We start from the raw sequence: 19,278 nt of genomic DNA on the forward strand, positions 1-19,278 counted from the left end.
GTTGTCAAAAACTTTCAGGTAACTATGTGTTTAAATATAATTATTTTATATAAATCATTAATTTTTTTTAGAAATAGGAAATAAACAATGGAGTTGTTCAAATTTATTTTGCTGTTACCTTTTAATATACTGCAAAAGGCTTGGGAAATAATTAGTACCTTTCTTATTTTTTTATTTATTTTAATAAAAGGAATTTTTTGGCTATTTAGCCCAATTATTGGCGATATTAAATGGTCAACACCAAGTTGGTTACCTGATGCAAAAAGATTTTACTATGCGACAGGTTCTGTATTAAAAAAAATAAAAACTATAATTAGCGCAAGTATTATTTTAGGATTTATTGCTTATTTTTCAGGAAATTATGCCTATCATTGGTATTTAAACCGCCCAAAACCGATTGAACCAGCACCTATAGTAATAAATACCTATTCAGCTAAATTAGTCCCACCAAGTACAAGTAACGATATAATATATATCCAATTCACCGGTGCTAAACGCCCACCAATTCCCCTAGAATCAATCAATAAAGATGAAATAACAGAAGGTATTAGTATTTCACCAAACATTGAGGGAAAATGGATATGGTCAAATGATTCAACAATAAAATTCACACCAAAAGAGAGAAAGTGGCCACTTGGTATTGAATATACAGTCATATTGGATAAGTCAAAATTATTGGCTGAAAATAGCGAACTAGAAAAAAATAGTGCAACCTTTTCCTTTATTTCTCCTAATTTTGAATATAATTTCAAAAATCGAGGTGAGCTTTATTCCAACCCTACAGAAACAAATATTAGGAACGTCATAAATACAATCAGATTTAGTCATCCTGTTGATAGGCAAAGCTTTGAAAAAAATATTATTTTATCGCTTTATGAAAAAGAGAAGAAATCTGACAATTCATACGAAAAAAACTATGATGAATTCTTAAACCATGTCGATTTTACTATAACCTATGGTGATAATGACAAAATCGCATATATAAAGAGCACACCTATTCCCTTACTTGATAAAGAAGGTTATTTAAAAATAACAATTAACAAAGGGGTTAGATCAACTTTAGGTGGTAACTCAATGAATTATGATATAACTAATAGTGTAACTGTACCAGATAAATATCATTTAAGTGTTACAAGAACAGAGCTTACATTGGTTGAAAAAAGCAATGAAAAAATACAGCAGGTATTAGTTTTATCATTAAGTCATGCCGTAAGATCTGAAGATGTATCGAAAGCAATCAAAGTTTGGCAATTACCTGAAAATAACAATGGTTCTTATAGTGAAAGCTATTACAATAGATCTTCTGGTAGATACGAAACAAAATACAATGTAACACCAGAAATACTCGAAAGAGCAACTCCAATATCAATAAAACCAATTGATACTGAACTTGCTTATCAGAATCAAATTAGCTTTGAATTTAAAACTGAACAAAACTCAAAGGTATATATTGAAGTTAATCAACCTTTATCTTCTCAAGAGGGGTATTTTTTAAAACAAGATTATCAGACAATATTAACAGTTCCTAGTTACCCAACTTATCTTGATTTTGCCGCATCAGGTTCTTTATTATCTTTATCTGGCGAGAAAAAACTACCTATAGTATCGCGCAATATAGAGCAGATGAAGTTAGAAATAGATCGCGTTATCCCTTCACAGCTTCAACATTTAGTAGCATTTAATGAAAGCTATGAATTTAACGATATGAATTTTGGCGAATTAGATAATGATCATTTTGTTGAAAAATATAGCATAACTAAAGATGTTACAGGTGCTCCTGAAGAAGTTAAATACACAAATGTCGATTTAACTCGTTACTTAACAGCTAACACAAATGGGAATAAGAATCGTGGTGTCTTTTTGTTAAGGCTTTATGGAAAAGATAAAAAAGATACTAAATATGAGTTCATGGCTTCACGCTTTATTGTCGTTACTGATTTAGGAATTATCGCCAAAAAGTCACTTGATCAATCCAATGATCTCTTTATTCAATCAATAAGTTCAGGCGAACCCATTAGCGGTGCTAAAGTTTCAGTTCTAGGCATGAATGGGATTGCTATTACGTCTAAAACTACAGATGATAATGGTCATGTTCGTTTTGCGCCATTGTCTGAATATTATCAAGGCATCAAGCCTCTTTTATATGTTGTTGAAAAAGACCGTGACCTATCATTTTTACCAATCAAAAGTTATGAAAGAAATTTAAATCTATCTCGTTTTGATATCGGCGGCATTCGTGAAACCCTTGAAGGTGGGGAGTTACGATCTCACATCTTTTCAGATCGAGGTGTTTATCGCCCTGGCGACACATTCCATATAGGTACCATAGTTAGAGCTCAAAAATGGACTAATTCCTTAGAGGGGATCACCGTAGAAGCAGAAATTTACGATCCAAAATCCAATCTAGCACTCAAAAAATCGATTGTACTAAATAAATCAGGTTTTAATGAACTTAGCTATAAAACTAACTATGAATCCCCTACTGGTGATTGGTATATTAATTTATATTTGAAAAATGATGATGAAGAATCGCGAATCCTATTAGGCTCAAGTTCGGTTGTAGTTCGTGAATTTGAACCAGATAAAACTGCTGTTTCTCTTAAGTTGTTGCCAGAAATAAAAGATGGTTGGTTAAAACCTGAAAATATCCAAGCTGAGATTAAAGCCAAAAACCTAATCGGTACTGATGCAACTAATCGTCGAGTCACAAATACATTAATTCTTGAACCATCAACACCTTATTTCAAAAAATATGAAGATTACTATTTCTACCAAAATATTTCTGGTGAAAGAAATAGTTTTAAAGTTGAATTAGATGAAAAAACAACAGATGAAAACGGTATAGTAAAACTCAATCTCAATGACAATATACAAAGCTTTGAAGGAAACTACACGCTAAGAATGTTAACCGATGTTTTTGAGCCTGATAGTGGACGAAGCGTTGCGACAACTGCAAGCACCTTTATTTCACCAAATGATTATTTAGTCGGAGCTAAAGCGGATGGCAATTTAAGATATATTAACAGGGATTCAGTTCGTCATATTGATTTTATAGCGATAAATCCGACTTTAGAAAAAATAGAGTTATCTGATCTAAAACTTGTTTTAATTGAAGAAAAATATCTATCGGTATTAGTTAGACAATCTTCAGGTGTTTATAAATATGAATCACGCCGTAAAGAATCGGTTCTATCTGAACAACCATTTAAGATTAATCAAGATAAAACTAGGTATCAATTAGATAGTAAAAACCCTGGTAATTATATTATTCAAATCAAAAATAATGATGACAAATTACTTTACCAAGGTAAATACTCTATTGTAGGTAAAGCGAATGTTACTCGTAATTTAGACCGTAATGCGGAGCTTTCATTAAAAATTAAAGACGCACAATATAATCCAGGTGATGAAATAGAAGTCTCAATCACAGCTCCTTATGTAGGTAGTGGTATTATTACTATTGAGCGCGACAAAGTGTATGCTTGGAAGTGGTTCCACACAGATACAACAAGCTCAATACAAAAAATAACCCTACCAAAAGACATTGGTGGTAATGGTTATATTAATGTCCAATTTATTCGTGATCCAAATTCTGATGAAATTTTTATGAGTCCACTTAGTTACGGTGTTATACCTTTCAAAATTTCAAATGATCAATTTAACGATAAAATCGTATTACAAGCACCATCACTAATAAAACCTGGAGATACGCTACCAATTACAATACACACAAATACGCCACAAAAAGCAGTTGTATTTGCCGTAGACGAAGGAATTTTGCAAGTCTCAAATTATAAACTGAAAGATCCATTAAATAGCTTCTTACGCAAAAAAGCACTATCTGTAAGAACGTCGCAAATTTTAGATCTTATATTGCCAGAATTTCGACATTTAATAACAGCTTCAGCACCTGGTGGTGATGGTGATAATGATGATGTCTTATCAAATCATTTAAATCCATTTAAACGGAAAATAGATGAACCAGTAGCTTATTGGTCAGGTATTATCGATGTCGATGGCGATAAAACCATTGAATATAAAGTGCCTGATTATTTTAATGGCAAAATTCGTATCATGGCAGTATCAGTTGGTGACAAAACAATGGGACATACTCAAATGTCAACAACAGTACATAATGATATTGTTTTACAACCTAATGTCCCATATTTTGCTGCACCAAATGATGAGTTTGAAGTTTCACTAAACGTAACTAATCTTATTGAAAATATTGGTGATAAAGTAATTCCTATTAATGTTAAAGTTTCAACCACTCCTAATCTATCAATCACGAGTGATAATAAAAAAACCATCGAATTGGCTAATGGCAAAGATGGGGTTTTAAAATTTAACTTTAAAGCAACAGATCAGCTTGGTAATGGCGATCTTCACTTTTCCGCCAACTATAATGATATAACAATTACTCGTGATATTAGCCTTTCAATACGGCCATTAACTGAATACAGATTAATCACAAGAATGGGAAGAATGGCAGATCATAAACAAACGTTTACTGATTTTAGAGACATGTATAATAATTTAAGTAAACGTGAAGCTGCTGCAGCTTATTCACCATTCATACTAAGTAAAGGCCTAAGTACCTATTTGCAGGATTACCCTCATTATTGCTCTGAACAGATTGTTAGTCGCGCGATTCCTATTTTGATCGCTAGTAAATATAAGGAATTTGATCTGGCCTCAAAAGAAGGAATAGCTCCATTATCAGAATTATTCCAAGTGCTGCAATCTCGCCAAAATAGTGAAGGTGCAATTGGTTTATGGTACTCAACTTATAATGTTGATCCATTTATTACATTATATGCAGTAAACTTTATGCTTGAAGCAAAAGAAATGGGTTATCAAGTTCCCCAAAAAATGCTTGATAATGCTAATAAATATTTGCAAACAATTGCTGAATCTAGTGATACTAGTACTTATGGTTTAAGAGTACGTGCTTATGCTATCTATTTATTAACAAGGCAAAATCAAGTTACAACAAGCTATTTAGCCTCTACCATTAGCAATCTTAATCGAAAAGATGATTCATGGAAAAAAGATATAACAGCAATGTATTTAGCTTCATCATATAAAATGTTAAAGATGGATAAAGAAGCAAATAAATTAATCAAACCTGTTTGGCAACAATTAGAAGCTGCATATGATCGTGCTTGGTGGCTAAACAACTATTATGATCCACTGGTCGTTAATGCAGGAAAAATCTATTTAATTAGCAAACATTTTCCTGAAAAAGCAAAAGATATTCCTGCGCAAGCATTAGAAAATATGGTTATCATGCTAAATAAACAAAAATATACTACTCAATCAGCAGCAATGACAATATTGGCTTTAAGTAGTTATTCGCAGAGCATTGAACAATCAAATTTATCTAAAGATACTCTTGAAATTAATGCAATATCAAAGGATGCAGAAAAACAAAGAATTATTGCAAATTTAAGTGGAATTTTAGCTAAAGGCAAGTTTAATGATCAAGATGCACAATTAAGCATAACTAATAAATCAAGCTTACCTGTTTGGTATATGCTGTCTGAACAAGGTTATGACAAAGATATCCCTAAAGAGCCAATTAAAAGGGGGCTTGAAGTATATCGTGAATTTACTGATCTTGATGGCAAACCTGTTGAACAAGTCAAACTTGGCGATAAAATTAACGTAACAGTTAGAATCCGAGCACTAGCAGATGAAGGTGCAACTAATATTGCCATTGTTGATTTACTACCAGGTGGTTTTGAAGTAGTACAACAACCAATAAATTCTCAGGAAAAAGATTATGACGAATATATTCAAGATAATGAAGAATATGATGACTATGAAGAAGATGATTATGATGAAAATTATGGCTGGATTTCACCAATTAGTATAAAAACAGGAAAATACACTTGGTATCCTGAATATACAGATGTACGTGAAGATCGTGTTATTATTTATGGTTCAACTTATAATAATAAAATACAAGAATTCACCTATCAAATAAAAGCAACTAATGTAGGAATCTATAGCATTCCACCTGCATTTGGTGAAGCAATGTATGATCGTGATATTCAAGCGGTATCAAAAGGTGGGCAAAAGATAAGAATCATCCCACAACAATAGTTGTTTTTACAGTTAATCAATCACTGAAACGGGCTTATAGCCCGTTTTTATCAAAGATAACGATAATAATAAAAAACATATTCTAAACCTTGCTTTTAATATTCAAACGATTAAATTAATTTTATGCTTAATATAAAACAGAAAATGAAACAATAAGGTTATTGATAGGCAAATGAAAAGGTAAATGCTATGCTTATAGCATTATAAAATAATATATTTTCGTTTAACATTTAAAGGTAATTTTTATGGCCCTACCGTCTTTTTTAACAATATATAACGAACTAATTTCAATACCTACAATTAGTAACGTTACTAACGAGCAATTAGATTATTCTAACAAACCACTCATCGACAAGTTAGCCTGTTGGTTTGAAGATTTAGGTTTTGCTATTGATATCCAAGCTGTTCCTAATACTCGTCATAAATATAATATGTTAGCTACTTATTCAAATAGCGAAAATAAAACCCAAGGTGGTTTATTGCTAAGTGGACACAGTGACACTGTTCCGTTTGATGATGGGCAATGGAGTAAAGATCCATTTAAATTAACGGAAGAAAATAATAAGTTATATGGACTTGGCACCGCTGATATGAAAGGCTTTTTTGCCTTTATTTTAGATGCCCTGCGTGATATTGATCTTAAAAAGTTAACTAAACCCATTTATATCCTTGCCACCGCCGATGAAGAAACTTCAATGGCTGGTGCCGCATTTTTTGCGAAGAATACTAAATTACAACCTGACTGTACTATTATTGGCGAACCAACATCGTTAATCCCCATCAGAGCACATAAAGGATTTATCTCTAATTCCATTAAAGTCATTGGTAAATCAGGGCATTCTAGCGATCCCGATAAAGGTATTAACGCTATCGAAGTGATGAATTTAGTCATTGAACGCTTGTTAGTACTAAAACAAAAATTTAAAGAACAATATCATAATGACGGGTTTAGCGTTCCTTACCCTACTCTAAATTTAGGTGTTATTCACGGGGGGGATGCAGCCAACCGTATTTGCGGTTGTTGTGAGCTAGTGATTGATATTCGTGTATTGCCCGATAACGATGTTGATTCACTTTATCATGCGCTTTGTGAAGCACTGCAACCCGTTATGGATAAATATCCAAATCGAATTGCTATAGAATACGAAGTTGCCCCAATTCCGGGCTATGAGTGTAAAAAAGATCATCCAGCATTACAACACATTGAAAAATTAGTCGGTCATAGTGCGCAGACAGTCAACTACAGCACAGAAGCCCCCTACCTAAACCAAATTTCACCAACGATTGTATTAGGACCTGGTTCAATTGAACAAGCACACCAGCCCGATGAGTTTATTTCAATGAACTTTTTAAAACCAACTAAAATAGCAATAGAACAACTAATTAAGGATTTTTGTCTTTAATCTGTTTTTTATTCGCCGATAAAATAACATCGGCGAAATCTTATAAAATAAATCTAACTAAATGGAAAAAGTTGCAAAATCGGTAGCGATTTCAGTATTTGCAAAAACACTTTTTGCTTCATTAACTAACTTTTTATTGTTATTCAAATTATATCTTGGGCTTATATGAGTCATTATAAGTCTTTTGGCATTAGCTTGTTTGGCAATCGTTGCCGCATGTATAGTGGTGGAATGACCACGTTCAATAGCCTTATCAACTAAAGCATGTTCTTGGGTTGCTTCATGAACAAGCAAATCAACATCATTAGCAAGATCAATTGAGGTTTGGCAAGGAATAGTATCACCTAAAATGGCTAATTTTCGGCCCTTTTTAATTTGACCTAAGTAATCTGTGCCATTAATTATTCGCCCATCATCAAGTGTAATTGTTTTACCATTTTTAAGATCGTTATAAAAAGGACCAGCCTGAATATTATCTTGCTTTAATTTATCGATATTAAGCTGAGCAGGTAGATCTTTTTCGATAATACGATAACCAAAACACGGCACACGATGTTGTAATAATTTTGCTTCTACTTGAAACTGATTATCTTCAAAAACGGTACAATTTTCTTCAAGCTCAATGATGTTAAGAGGATAGGTTAACCAAGAATAACTAATTTCAATGACAGTTTCGATAAGGATTTTAATTCCTTTCGGAGCGATCAATGTTAAAGGAGATTGATTCTGCATCAAGGAACGGGAAGTTAAAACACCTGGTAGTCCAAACAGATGATCGCCATGTAGATGTGTTAAAAAAATGATCTCAAGTTTAGCAAGACTAAACTTGGCTTTTTGCATTTGCATCTGAGTTGCCTCACCACAATCAAAAAGCCAGAACTTACCCCGCTCTTGCCTAAGATCCAATAAAATACTGCTCACATTACGTTGTAATGTTGGGGAACCAGCACTTGTCCCTAAAAAAGTCAAATTCATAAAGATTTAAACATTTTTACGTTCAATAGTCTGCTCACCCCAGAACAACTTATCCGCTTTGGTTTTAGAAAACGCAATTTTCAACACTTCATCACTACCTTCTGACCAAATTTGTTCGGCAAGTTTTTCATCATGGTTAGCTAGCTCAAAAATAGCCTCAGCAATTTCAATCGAGGTTTCACGAACAGAAGCCCAAGATTTAATATCATGTATTTCTTTTTTATCGATGTTCATTTTGCTACTCCTTTGAGTTGAATTAGAGGTAAAATAAACCTATTTACTGCAAAACACAATAGGCTAAATACGTATGATAACAATTATTTCTCCGGCGAAAACTTTGGATTACCAATCTCCATTATTAACCCCAAATTACACACTTCCTCAATTTATTGACTCAACTAAAAAACTTATTCAAGATTGCAAAAAACTAAGTGTTGAGAATTTAGCTAACTTAATGTCTATTAGCAAAAAATTAGCCGAACTTAATTATGAGCGATTTAAAGATTGGCATAGTGATTTTAATCTTGAAAATGCAAGACAAGCTATACTTGCTTTTAAAGGTGATGTTTATGAAGGATTACATGTTGAAGATTTTACTGATAAAAATCTAAAGTTTGCACAATCCCATTTAAGAATATTATCAGGTCTTTACGGTATTTTAAGACCACTTGACCTAATTCAACCTTATCGGTTAGAAATGGGGATCCGCTTAAAAAATGGTAGTAACACTAATCTTTATCAATTTTGGGGCGATAAATTAACTCAACACCTTAATAGTGAACTAGCCAAAACATCACATCGCACATTAATCAATTTAGCCTCAAACGAATATTTCAAAGCGATCAAACCAAAACAATTAAATGCAACTATAATTCAGCCTATTTTTTTAGATCAAAGCAAAGATACCTATAAAGTTATCAGTTTTTATGCAAAAAAAGCACGCGGACTAATGAGCCGATACATTATAAAAAATTGCATTGAAAAGAGTGACGATATTAAAAGTTTTAATCTAGAAGGCTATCAATTTGATTCGAAACGATCAACTGACTTAGAATGGTACTTTATACGCAATCATCAATAAAATAATAATGATGGAATTTCTTACTACATTATGGGCACAGTTTTTATCTACTTTGCCTTTATTTATCTTAATTTTATTAGGATATTTAGCTGTTAAAATTGGTCGTTGGCAAAAAACTGTGACCGACAGCTTAACCAAATTTACCTTTTATATAGCGTTTCCGATTATGCTGTTTCAGATCATGAGCCACTTTTCTGAACAGTCACAGATCGATATAAATGTGTTATTTGTCTTTTTTGGTGGATCATTTATCGTCTTTGCGTTTGGTTGTTTGGTTGCATCAAAATTATTTAAATTAACAGGTTCAGAAAGTACACTTTTTGCTATGGGTGGTATTTATACTAATACCGTCTTTGTTGGCATTCCCATCATCAAAATGCTACTTGGCGAGAAAGCAATCCCCATTGTAGCCATTATTGTTATATTTAACGCTCTGATTTTATGGACACTTGCTACCGTATCAATTGAATTTGTTCAAATGGGTAAATTTTCTGGACGGAGCTTTATCAAAGCATTAAAAAACGTATCAAAAAATCCTATTATTATAGGTATTTTCACTGGGATTGTCGTAAATTATATTGGATTACCTATGCCCAAATTTATCAATCAGTCAACAAAAATGGTCAGCGATATGACTGCACCACTCTCATTAATTGTGCTAGGTATGGGACTGGCTGAATATAAAATTCGCGACAAATTACTTATTACGACCTCTATCTGTATTTTAAAATTAGCTGCATTGCCAATTGTTACTTACATTATGGGTAAACTATTAGGTTTACCAACTTTGGAATTACAGGTAGTGGTATTACTTAGTTCGGTTTCAATTGCAATAAATTGTTATATGATGGCAAGACAGTTTGAAGTGTTACAAGGACCTATTGCTTCAAGCTTACTAATATCAACGACGCTGTCTTCTATTACAACGCCGCTAATTTTATCGATTATGACACATTTACCTTAACTGCTTATTGTGCTTGACTCAATGATCGATTTTTAATTTTGTAGTGTAGCAATAGTGCCAACACAATAACTACACTACCTAATATAAAGCGTAACCAGTCTAATGATTGATGCCAAATCACTACATTCACTAAAATTCCTGTTGGGATAACTACATTATTCATAATAGCCAAAGTGCCCGAATCCACTTTGGTTGCACCATAATTCCATAAAAAGTAACACACACCAGAAGCAACTATTCCAAGCCAAATAATAATTCCCCATTGCAAATTAGTTGTTGGTAATTTTGATGCATCACCAAACAGCAGCCAGCCAAAGCTGGCAACAATCACTGCTCCAAAATAAACCCAAGCAAAAGCTTGATGTTGGGGCATTGGATAAACCTCCATAATCCTTTTATACCCTACTTGACCTAATGCAAAAACAATATTGGCGCCCTGAATTAATAAAAAACCGATAATAAAATTGGCACTAATATGATCATAACGAATAATGGCTGCACCAACTACTGCAATAATTGCCATTAAAAGATAGCTAAGCCTTAAAGGATGTTGTTGCAATAGATCATAAATAACCGTGACATAGATTGGTGTAAAAATAGTGAATAATAAAACTTCAGGCACCAAAATATATTGAAAAGAATTATAATAAAAAAAGTACATAATCCCTAATTGACATGCCCCTACTCCCATTAAAAGCAACATCTGCTTAAAACGAATATTTTTAAAACGTAAAAATGGAATAAAAGTTATAAAGGCAAATAGCACTCGCATTACAACAGCAAACCAAGAATCGACTTGTCCACTTAAATAAACCGCAATAAAACTAAATGAGAATGACCAAATAATTGTCACAAAAATAAGATAAAGCATAATTGATGAATATAAAAAATAACTAGATACAGATCGTATCAATTGGCTTAACACTTGTAAACTTTATATCATAAAAATTGATTACTATGAGAAAATAATTGACAACCTGTAAGAACAATTGTCGCTATATACAGTAATTTGAGAAACCACGGTAATGAACACGCATAAAAAAATTTAATAAATAAAATTAAATGTTAGTGATAAAAAATTGACTAACGTAGCCTCTTTGGTGAAAAACCAAAACGTTGTTTAAAGTAAAAAGCAAAACGAGAGCCTGATTCATATCCCACTTCTTGGGCAATTTGTAGGATCGTTTTTTGGGTAGTTTGTAACAGCATTAAACCAAAATTCATTCTTATATCTAAGATAATTTTGGATAAATTATATCCTTCTAAAGCAAGATGTCGTCGTAAAGTTGATTCGCTCATAGCAAATTGTTTAGCAATTTCTGCTGCCTGCCACTTTTTGTCTGGCTGCTGGTTAATAATTTCGCGAATTTTTTGGCTAATTTTTGGGTTATTATTCAGGGGAAAATACACACCAAATGCAGATAATCTAATTAATAATTCAATAAATAAATGTTTAACAAGATTAGAATTGCATTGGTTATGGGTCAATAATTCTGTTTTAATTTGTACCAATCGAGTAATAAAAGTTTCAGGTAATATTGTTTCAACTTTAATTTTTTTAAGAATTTGACTATTCTGATAAAGATGAGATAAAGCAAATTGGTCTATTAACTGTGCATGCCAAGAATAACAGATGGCTTGATAATCCTTATCATCAATATAAAAATTATTTATATTCATTAAATTACCTGCTGGAATCAGGACTAATTGACCTGTTTTTACCTTAAAATATTCGCCCTCACATTCAATCTGTTTTTCGCCATTTATGACATAGACAATCATTGGATCATTGCTTTGAATCTGCTTTAGGGTTTGATTACAACGTTGTGTTATATAAGTCACTCGACCAATTGAAGCAAAATCCATAATCCTAATAGCCTATTAACCAATATCAACGTGAGTAGGAGTAAATCATATCTGCCTTCGCTATTTGATGCGAATTAGCAATAAAACCAATTAGAGCTGGTGTGGTTTGTTCATCAACCTCAATGTGATCAATGTCTAGTGCATAAAGTGTAAATTGATATCGATGAGTCGAATTTAGCGGAGGACATGGACCACCGTAATTTATCACGCCAAAATCATTACGTACTAACCTACTTCCTTTAGGTAATAAATTGGGATTATTTCCTGCTGATTGTTTAATAAACGGCGTTTGTACAGGAATATTAACAATCACCCAATGCCACCAACCAGAACCCGTTGGTGCATCAGGATCATACATAGTTAATACTAAACTTTTTGTCGCTTTGGGTAGATTTTGCCATGAAATTTGCGGAGATATATTTTCGCCTTGACAACCAAATTGATTGGATATAAACCGAGCAGTAAACCCGCTATCGACAAGATCAGTGCTAGTTAATTGTAATTGTGCCGCATTACTGCAACTTGTACTCAATAATAATGTACTATAAATAATGGCTTTCGCTTTGTACAAAATACGCATGTTAACCTCTTTTAACTATTAAATAAAAGCCATCATAAGGAATTTTCAATCTATAATCAGCACAAATTAGCTTAAATATGACACAAATTCGATTAATATTATCATTCTCTTGCGGCTAATACTCGTTCAACCATATCAACAATGGCTTGAGTTTGTGAGTCAATTTCAATTTTGACTTTGTCTCCTACTTACTTGTCAAAAAGGCAAAAGCTTCAATCGGGCTTTCTTTAATACGTTAAATGGTTGGGCGAATGACCATAAAGCTTTTAGCCAAATCAGTGACCGTTTATGATATAAGCGCCATATCTCTTGTCTGTAATAAGGCGTTAGTTTTGTTTTTTATGTATATCCATTACAGCAATTTTTCAAATTACTGTAAACAATGCTAGTAAATCCTAGAGATAAACAGATTTCACCAGCAACTATCCTGTGCAAAGGATTTGCCATTAGTGTCTTTTTATGGTGTAACACAGACAGCGCGATAAGTTGAATAGGAAAAATCCCCGAAAACACGAGGTGCACCAACATTCGATATTACCCACATTCCTTTACCTTTATAACCACCACTTAATGACACATCTGCACTCCAATACATATAGCTATCCCAATCGGTTCCAGTATAACCATTGCATTTGGATGCACCACCAGAGCCTGCAGCATTCCAGTCATTGACTATACATCCCCATTCATTCAATATTCCCCCTATCCATCTTCCTCCAGTTTGGTAACTCAATTGACGAAGAGCAGCCCATTTATTCCGTCCAGGTATCCCACCTGACCAACCTCTCCAATTAGTGTTCGTATAATCATTCATATCAGGTATTCGATAACCGCTTCCTAAACTGTGACAATAATTCCTTACAGCTGTTTGAGCATCTGTGCCATTTCCTGTTCCATTATACACAACATTAGGCTGTGCTATATACCAACGCATTAGCCTGAATTCATATAATAATTTGTTCTTACTGCTATCAGCATACAGTTTAAAAGTTACAGGGTTAAAACTTTTATCATTTGAGTTATAACGCGGCCCTTTTAACGTTATCTTCAAACCTGGCTCGCTATACCCATATGGTTTAGGTCCATAATACGCATGCCTCCATCTTGGCGTATTTTCGGTGCTTAATATTAAACTGACATTTCCCCCCTCTTCTGCACTAACTAGATTACCATTGGCTGCTAATACTTCGGCTGGCGTTATACCTTCAAATAACAAATAAAAATACAATCCATGCGATCCTGTACTTGGAAAGTTATTTTCTTTTATGCTTGAGTCATTTTCGTAATTTCCACTATTTGATGCACTCGATACTTTGTACCCCTTCCAAGCAACCCATGTCTCACCATTTGAATTTTCATTATAATAGTCGCCATAAGCAGTGTCATCATGGGCCAAATTGGGTTGTGCATATAATACAGAACAAGGGGTTATATTATTTTTATGTGGTTTAATATAATAAGTGTGCTCTATTGCATTAAAAGTACTTTTTTTAGGTGAACCATACCGTGTTGATAATTCGCCTGAGGTTGCTTTTATCGTTAATTGATAATTTGCAGCACATGAAGTACTTAATAATTCGGTTGGGTTTGCTTTTACGTTTGCTGTTATATCGTTACCCATATTATCTTGCCACTTTACAGTTATACTTCCAGTGGCACTTATATCACCATCGCCATCATCATCGCCCCAATAATTGTATGGAGTACCAATTAAATTATTTAAATCAAAACTTGGATAATAGCTATTCCCTGATGTTGGGAGTGGCACCACTGTTTTTATATCACTAAACTTTTTTATACTTTGTGGTAGCTCTATCGGCTTTATGATGCTTGATACATCTTCATTTGCTTTTATCTCCATTTCATCTGCTAAAGTTATTGCAAGTAATGCTTTGGTATTTTCTGCCTTAGTTAATCCACCATCAAAGGTTAGATATGGTGCACTACCATTGATTACATTACTGGTTGTCGCACTTAACGCATTTGCTATATTGATATTGGCAGTTAATAATAGACTTATAACAATAAATAATAGTGTGATGGAAAAATGAGATAATAAAAACCTTGAAGATTTTATAAGTAAATTAAAATTCGAATTTAATCCTAAATGAAAAGGCATTAGCGAATTGGTAATGCTTACCATCAATAAATTACGTCTTGTTTTCAATCCAAAAAATAAACTCAAGTGATAGCTAGCTATTAAACAACATGTTAACATGTTTCTAATTCCTTTGTTTCAATATATATTTATTTTAATTTTATATACTCAATATAAAGTATAAATAGGTTAAACGGTTTTTTCAAATTTGAAATTAGGGTATTTGTTAAGGAGTGTAAAAAGATAATTATTGATTCATTAGGGCGCTTTTGTCTGCGATGAAAACCCTGAGAATGTTGTCAAAAAGTTTCAGGTAACTATGTGTTTCAGTATAAAAAATAATTAAGTATAAAATTTAAATTTTGTTGGGATTGATTTGTCGATAGTTTTCAACGACAAATCAATCACTTCAGATGTTTAAAAGATTAGTGCATGTTACAATAAAAATCTCTCAGATAGAATGTTGATTTAAATGAATTTTTCACTCAAAAGGTTTTAAGGGAAATCAATGAGTTATTATGGTAATATCAAGTGATGATATTTTTCCGCTATTAACCTGGAAACAAAAATAAAAATAAATTTTAGAAATGATTCACGTTGTTTAAAGCAATTTGATAAACGGTTAACATCTTGTAGAATTTAGGGAATTATTTTAATCATAAAGAGTAAATATCACTGATTTTTCATATGTTTTACAATATATTAATAATTAAATATCTCCTCCTTAAATGCCGTTATCTAAAACAAAGATCCTCAAAAATGATTAATTATGGCATAATATGCGCCAATTCATATTTCCGCGACTTCACTCAAAGGCTAATTATTACTTATATGAGTGAAACGCATGTTAAAGAGAGTAAATTCTAGTGTTAAGTACAAATAACATCACAATGCAATTTGGCAGTAAGCCATTATTTGAAAATATCTCAGTTAAATTTGGTAATGGCAATCGTTATGGTTTAATTGGCGCCAATGGCAGTGGTAAATCAACTTTTATGAAAATTATTGGTGGTGATTTAGTGCCAACCTCTGGCAATGTTGCTTTAGATCCTCATGAACGATTAGGTAAGTTACGCCAAGACCAATTTGCTTTTGAAGAGTTTACCGTGCTTGATACCGTAATTATGGGGCATACCGAATTATGGCAGATTAAGCAAGAACGTGATCGCATTTATTCACTTCCCGAAATGAGCGAAGAAGACGGCTTTAAAGTTGCTGATTTAGAAACCCAATACGCCGAAATGGATGGTTATAGCGCTGAAGCTCGTGCGGGTGAATTATTATTAGGTGTTGGTATTCCAATTGAGCAACATTATGGATTAATGAGCGAAATCGCACCAGGCTGGAAATTACGAGTATTATTAGCCCAAGCCTTATTCTCAAATCCCGATATTTTATTGCTTGACGAACCGACCAATAACTTGGATATCGATACTATCCGTTGGCTTGAAGACACCTTAAATCAACGCGAAAGCACCATGATTATTATTTCGCATGACCGCCATTTTTTAAATATGGTCTGTACCCATATGGCAGACATGGATTATGGTGAGCTTCGCATCTACCCTGGTAACTATGATGATTATATGACAGCATCAACGCAAGCGAGAGAGCGTTTATTAGCTGACAATGCCAAAAAGAAAGCACAAATCAGTGAGCTACAATCTTTTGTTAGTCGATTTAGTGCCAATGCGTCTAAATCAAAACAAGCAACTTCGCGCGCAAAACAAATTGAAAAAATTAAACTTGAAGAAGTCAAGGCCTCTAGTCGTCAAAATCCATTTATTCGTTTTGAACAAGATAAAAAACTATTCCGTAATGCGCTTGTTGTTGAAAACCTGACCAAAGGTTTTGATAATGGTCCACTATTTAAAAACTTAAACCTAATGGTCGAAGTGGGCGAAAAAGTCGCTATTTTAGGGACTAACGGTATTGGTAAAACTACATTAATAAAAACACTAATGGGCGAGCTTACTCCCGAACAAGGCGATATAAAATGGTCTGAAAATGCCAATATTGGTTATTATGCACAAGATCACGAATACGAATTTGAAGGCGACTTAACTGTATTTGACTGGATGAGTCAATGGAAGCAGCCAACCGATGACGAGCAAGCCGTACGTAGTATTTTAGGCCGATTGTTATTTTCACAAGATGATATTAAAAAGCAAGTCAAAGTACTATCAGGTGGTGAAAAAGGACGTATGTTATTTGGTAAATTGATGATGCAACGCCCAAATATTATTGTTATGGACGAGCCAACCAACCATTTAGATATGGAATCTATCGAATCACTCAATATGGCATTAGAGCTTTATCAAGGCACGCTATTTTTTGTTTCACACGATCGTGAATTTGTTAGTTCGTTGGCAACACGAATTATTGAAATCACACCTGAAAAAGTGATTGACTATACAGGTAATTATGAAGATTACTTGCGTAGCCAAGGGATTGAATAATTAACCATACTAAAAATAGCCACAAATACGAATGTGGCTATTTTCTGTATGTTAATAATTTTTATTGTTTTTATACAATGCTAAAGTAGCTTTTTATCGATGCTATTTTCGACAAACAGGAGTGCATCCATCATATTTAAGCAAATTATAACCAACATAACCATTTTGGATATCAATGCCAAATATAAGTTCATTTGTATACGCCTGACTACTCCAAGTGCATCCTTGAGATAAATCAAAACCATTCTTAGGATAACCTTTATATAAATTCCCCCATTCACCATAAAACGTCCCATCTATATCTCGAGATAATCGGGCTTCTCGATTATGATACCATTCAGGAAATGATCCAGTTCCATTCCCGGTTATAGCTGTTGCTGCACTTGGAGCATTGCTGAGTTCCATTGGTGAATAAAAATAACTTGCCGCTTCTTCTGCACTAATCATCCCTAAATCACGTCCAGCACAAGCATTAGCTGCAGGAAAAATACCATTTCCAGTATTTAAATACTCCTCTGTTTTATATTGTGTTGGAGGAAGTGCTCGTATCCATTTTTTAATGGTAAAAGAATAAATAAACGTTTTTGAAGGCCTTATTGTATTGGGTTTTGTCTTTGCTGTTAAAATTACATTAAAAGGTAAATTGGGATGAACGGATGAATTAAAGGTAACAACACCTTCACTTCCCGCTACATTACTTATTGAGACTAAATTTGGATTACTTGATGTATAAATATAATCACTTTGTTCATTACTCATTCTTAAAGTAAATTTTGCTTTATCAAAAGCCGTTGTGGGGAATTTAGTAGGAGCCAAAGCCGAAAAACCCTCATTAGGGAAGAAAACTCTAGGATTATAACCACCAATAAATTTGCAATTTGTTGTATTGGTACAAGTGTTTTTGTTAACGCCAGAAGCATCATAAATTTGTAAACTAGCAGGCTTTATATAGCAAACTTTGAAATCATCAACTTTTATTGTATACGTTTTACTAAGACTACCATAAGCATGTTCAAATGGTATACCATATTGAGATTGCGCTTTAACACCATTAGCGCTAATCGTCAATTGATATGGGCTTTGGCATGAATCTAATTTGTTTTTTAATTCATCAGCAGATAACGTTCTTATCGTACCATCTGACTGTCGATAGCGCCAAGTAGCAGTTAATGTACCTGTTATTCCCATAGTTGAATGAGCGAAATCACCATCATCATCACCATAACTTACTCCCACAATATTTGATAAACGTTTTGGTTGTCCATCAGCAACAACTTTTGTAATAAATTGATTAAATTTATCCCCATTATGCGCATAAATTACTTTATTTATTGATGGATGAATTACTACATAGTTAGAGGAAATATCAGGTTTTTGAAAACTCAATAAATCAGCTAGTCCATTAATAGCAGAGCCATTTAATTTGATATAAGGGGCTGAACCTTCAATTGTTTTTATTGTCTTTGCAGATAAAGCAGCATAACTATTAGTAATGGTCAATAATGTCATAAAGATAAAAAAGATGAAATTTATCATCTGAATTTTTCGTATTTTTATCAATCTAAGATAATAAATAATGTATTTATGGCAATTTTTATAAACAAAGAATGAATTTTTGAGGAATTTACTTGATAATATTTTTTTACACAAAGAATAAATTAATGTTGTGTTGTGTTGTGTTGTGTTGTGTTGTGTTGTGTTGTGTTGTGTTGTGTTGTGTTGTGTTGTGTTGTGTTGTGTTGTG

At 33.2% G+C, this 19,278-nt stretch carries 12 protein-coding genes and 1 pseudogene; 5 read left to right on the plus strand and 8 right to left on the minus strand.

Features of this window, described 5'->3' with window-relative positions:
* Positions 1-87 precede the first annotated feature (87 nt).
* Together ACGH6Q_RS09530 and argE are read left to right on the plus strand one after the other, a co-directional pair.
* Positions 88-6,108: an alpha-2-macroglobulin family protein gene (locus ACGH6Q_RS09530; RefSeq protein ID WP_411592681.1), complete on the plus strand. Its 6,021-nt coding sequence runs from the start codon at positions 88-90 to the stop codon at positions 6,106-6,108.
* A 245-nt stretch (positions 6,109-6,353) separates the two neighbouring features.
* Positions 6,354-7,511, plus strand: a complete 1,158-nt coding sequence (argE, locus tag ACGH6Q_RS09535) for an acetylornithine deacetylase (protein ID WP_411592682.1) — start codon at positions 6,354-6,356, stop codon at positions 7,509-7,511.
* A 57-nt stretch (positions 7,512-7,568) separates the two neighbouring features.
* Here the strand turns inward: argE and rnz are convergent, their stop codons facing one another.
* Entirely contained in the window at positions 7,569-8,486 is a 918-nt protein-coding gene (gene rnz, locus ACGH6Q_RS09540; RefSeq protein WP_085164082.1) for a ribonuclease Z, read from the minus strand.
* A gap of 6 nt (positions 8,487-8,492) precedes the next feature.
* On the minus strand, positions 8,493-8,720 hold the full coding sequence (locus tag ACGH6Q_RS09545; protein WP_034910542.1) for a YccJ family protein: 228 nt from the start codon (positions 8,718-8,720) through the stop codon (positions 8,493-8,495).
* 73 nt (positions 8,721-8,793) lie between these two features.
* Between ACGH6Q_RS09545 and yaaA the strand changes: the two genes are divergently transcribed.
* Positions 8,794-9,567 (plus strand): peroxide stress protein YaaA, encoded by a 774-nt coding sequence (gene yaaA, locus ACGH6Q_RS09550; RefSeq protein WP_411592684.1) that lies wholly within the window; start codon positions 8,794-8,796, stop codon positions 9,565-9,567.
* A 7-nt stretch (positions 9,568-9,574) separates the two neighbouring features.
* On the plus strand, positions 9,575-10,531 hold the full coding sequence (locus ACGH6Q_RS09555) for an AEC family transporter (protein ID WP_411592686.1): 957 nt from the start codon (positions 9,575-9,577) through the stop codon (positions 10,529-10,531).
* Between the two features lie 4 nt (positions 10,532-10,535).
* On the opposite strand, the gene ACGH6Q_RS09560 is transcribed toward ACGH6Q_RS09555, so the two are convergent.
* The 5 genes and pseudogenes from ACGH6Q_RS09560 to ACGH6Q_RS09580 all read right to left on the minus strand — a co-directional run bounded on the left by ACGH6Q_RS09560 (position 10,536) and on the right by ACGH6Q_RS09580 (position 15,195).
* Positions 10,536-11,402 carry a carboxylate/amino acid/amine transporter gene (locus ACGH6Q_RS09560; RefSeq protein WP_411592692.1) on the minus strand — a complete coding sequence of 289 codons (867 nt, stop codon included), beginning with the start codon at positions 11,400-11,402 and terminating at the stop codon, positions 10,536-10,538.
* A gap of 212 nt (positions 11,403-11,614) precedes the next feature.
* Entirely contained in the window at positions 11,615-12,397 is a 783-nt protein-coding gene (locus ACGH6Q_RS09565; protein WP_085164084.1) for an AraC family transcriptional regulator, read from the minus strand.
* Positions 12,398-12,422: 25 nt separating this feature from the next.
* Positions 12,423-12,977, minus strand: coding sequence for a YbhB/YbcL family Raf kinase inhibitor-like protein (locus ACGH6Q_RS09570; RefSeq protein WP_065589802.1), 555 nt, complete (start codon positions 12,975-12,977; stop codon positions 12,423-12,425).
* 101 nt (positions 12,978-13,078) lie between these two features.
* Positions 13,079-13,165 (minus strand): annotated as a pseudogene (locus tag ACGH6Q_RS09575) (riboflavin synthase); the annotation flags it as partial.
* A gap of 269 nt (positions 13,166-13,434) precedes the next feature.
* Complete coding sequence (locus ACGH6Q_RS09580) at positions 13,435-15,195, minus strand: hypothetical protein (protein WP_411592687.1); 1,761 nt, start codon at positions 15,193-15,195, stop codon at positions 13,435-13,437.
* Between the two features lie 746 nt (positions 15,196-15,941).
* On the opposite strand from ACGH6Q_RS09580, the gene ACGH6Q_RS09585 reads away from it, so the two are divergent.
* The gene (locus ACGH6Q_RS09585; protein ID WP_174798174.1) at positions 15,942-17,534 is read left to right on the plus strand and encodes an ABC-F family ATPase; all 1,593 of its coding nucleotides are present in this window, start codon (positions 15,942-15,944) and stop codon (positions 17,532-17,534) included.
* A 102-nt stretch (positions 17,535-17,636) separates the two neighbouring features.
* On the opposite strand, the gene ACGH6Q_RS09590 is transcribed toward ACGH6Q_RS09585, so the two are convergent.
* Positions 17,637-19,070 (minus strand): hypothetical protein, encoded by a 1,434-nt coding sequence (locus tag ACGH6Q_RS09590; protein WP_411592688.1) that lies wholly within the window; start codon positions 19,068-19,070, stop codon positions 17,637-17,639.
* Between the last annotated feature and the right edge of the window lie 208 nt (positions 19,071-19,278).

This window comes from Gilliamella sp. BG2, assembly GCF_046635645.1.
GTDB lineage: Bacteria > Pseudomonadota > Gammaproteobacteria > Enterobacterales > Orbaceae > Gilliamella > Gilliamella bombi.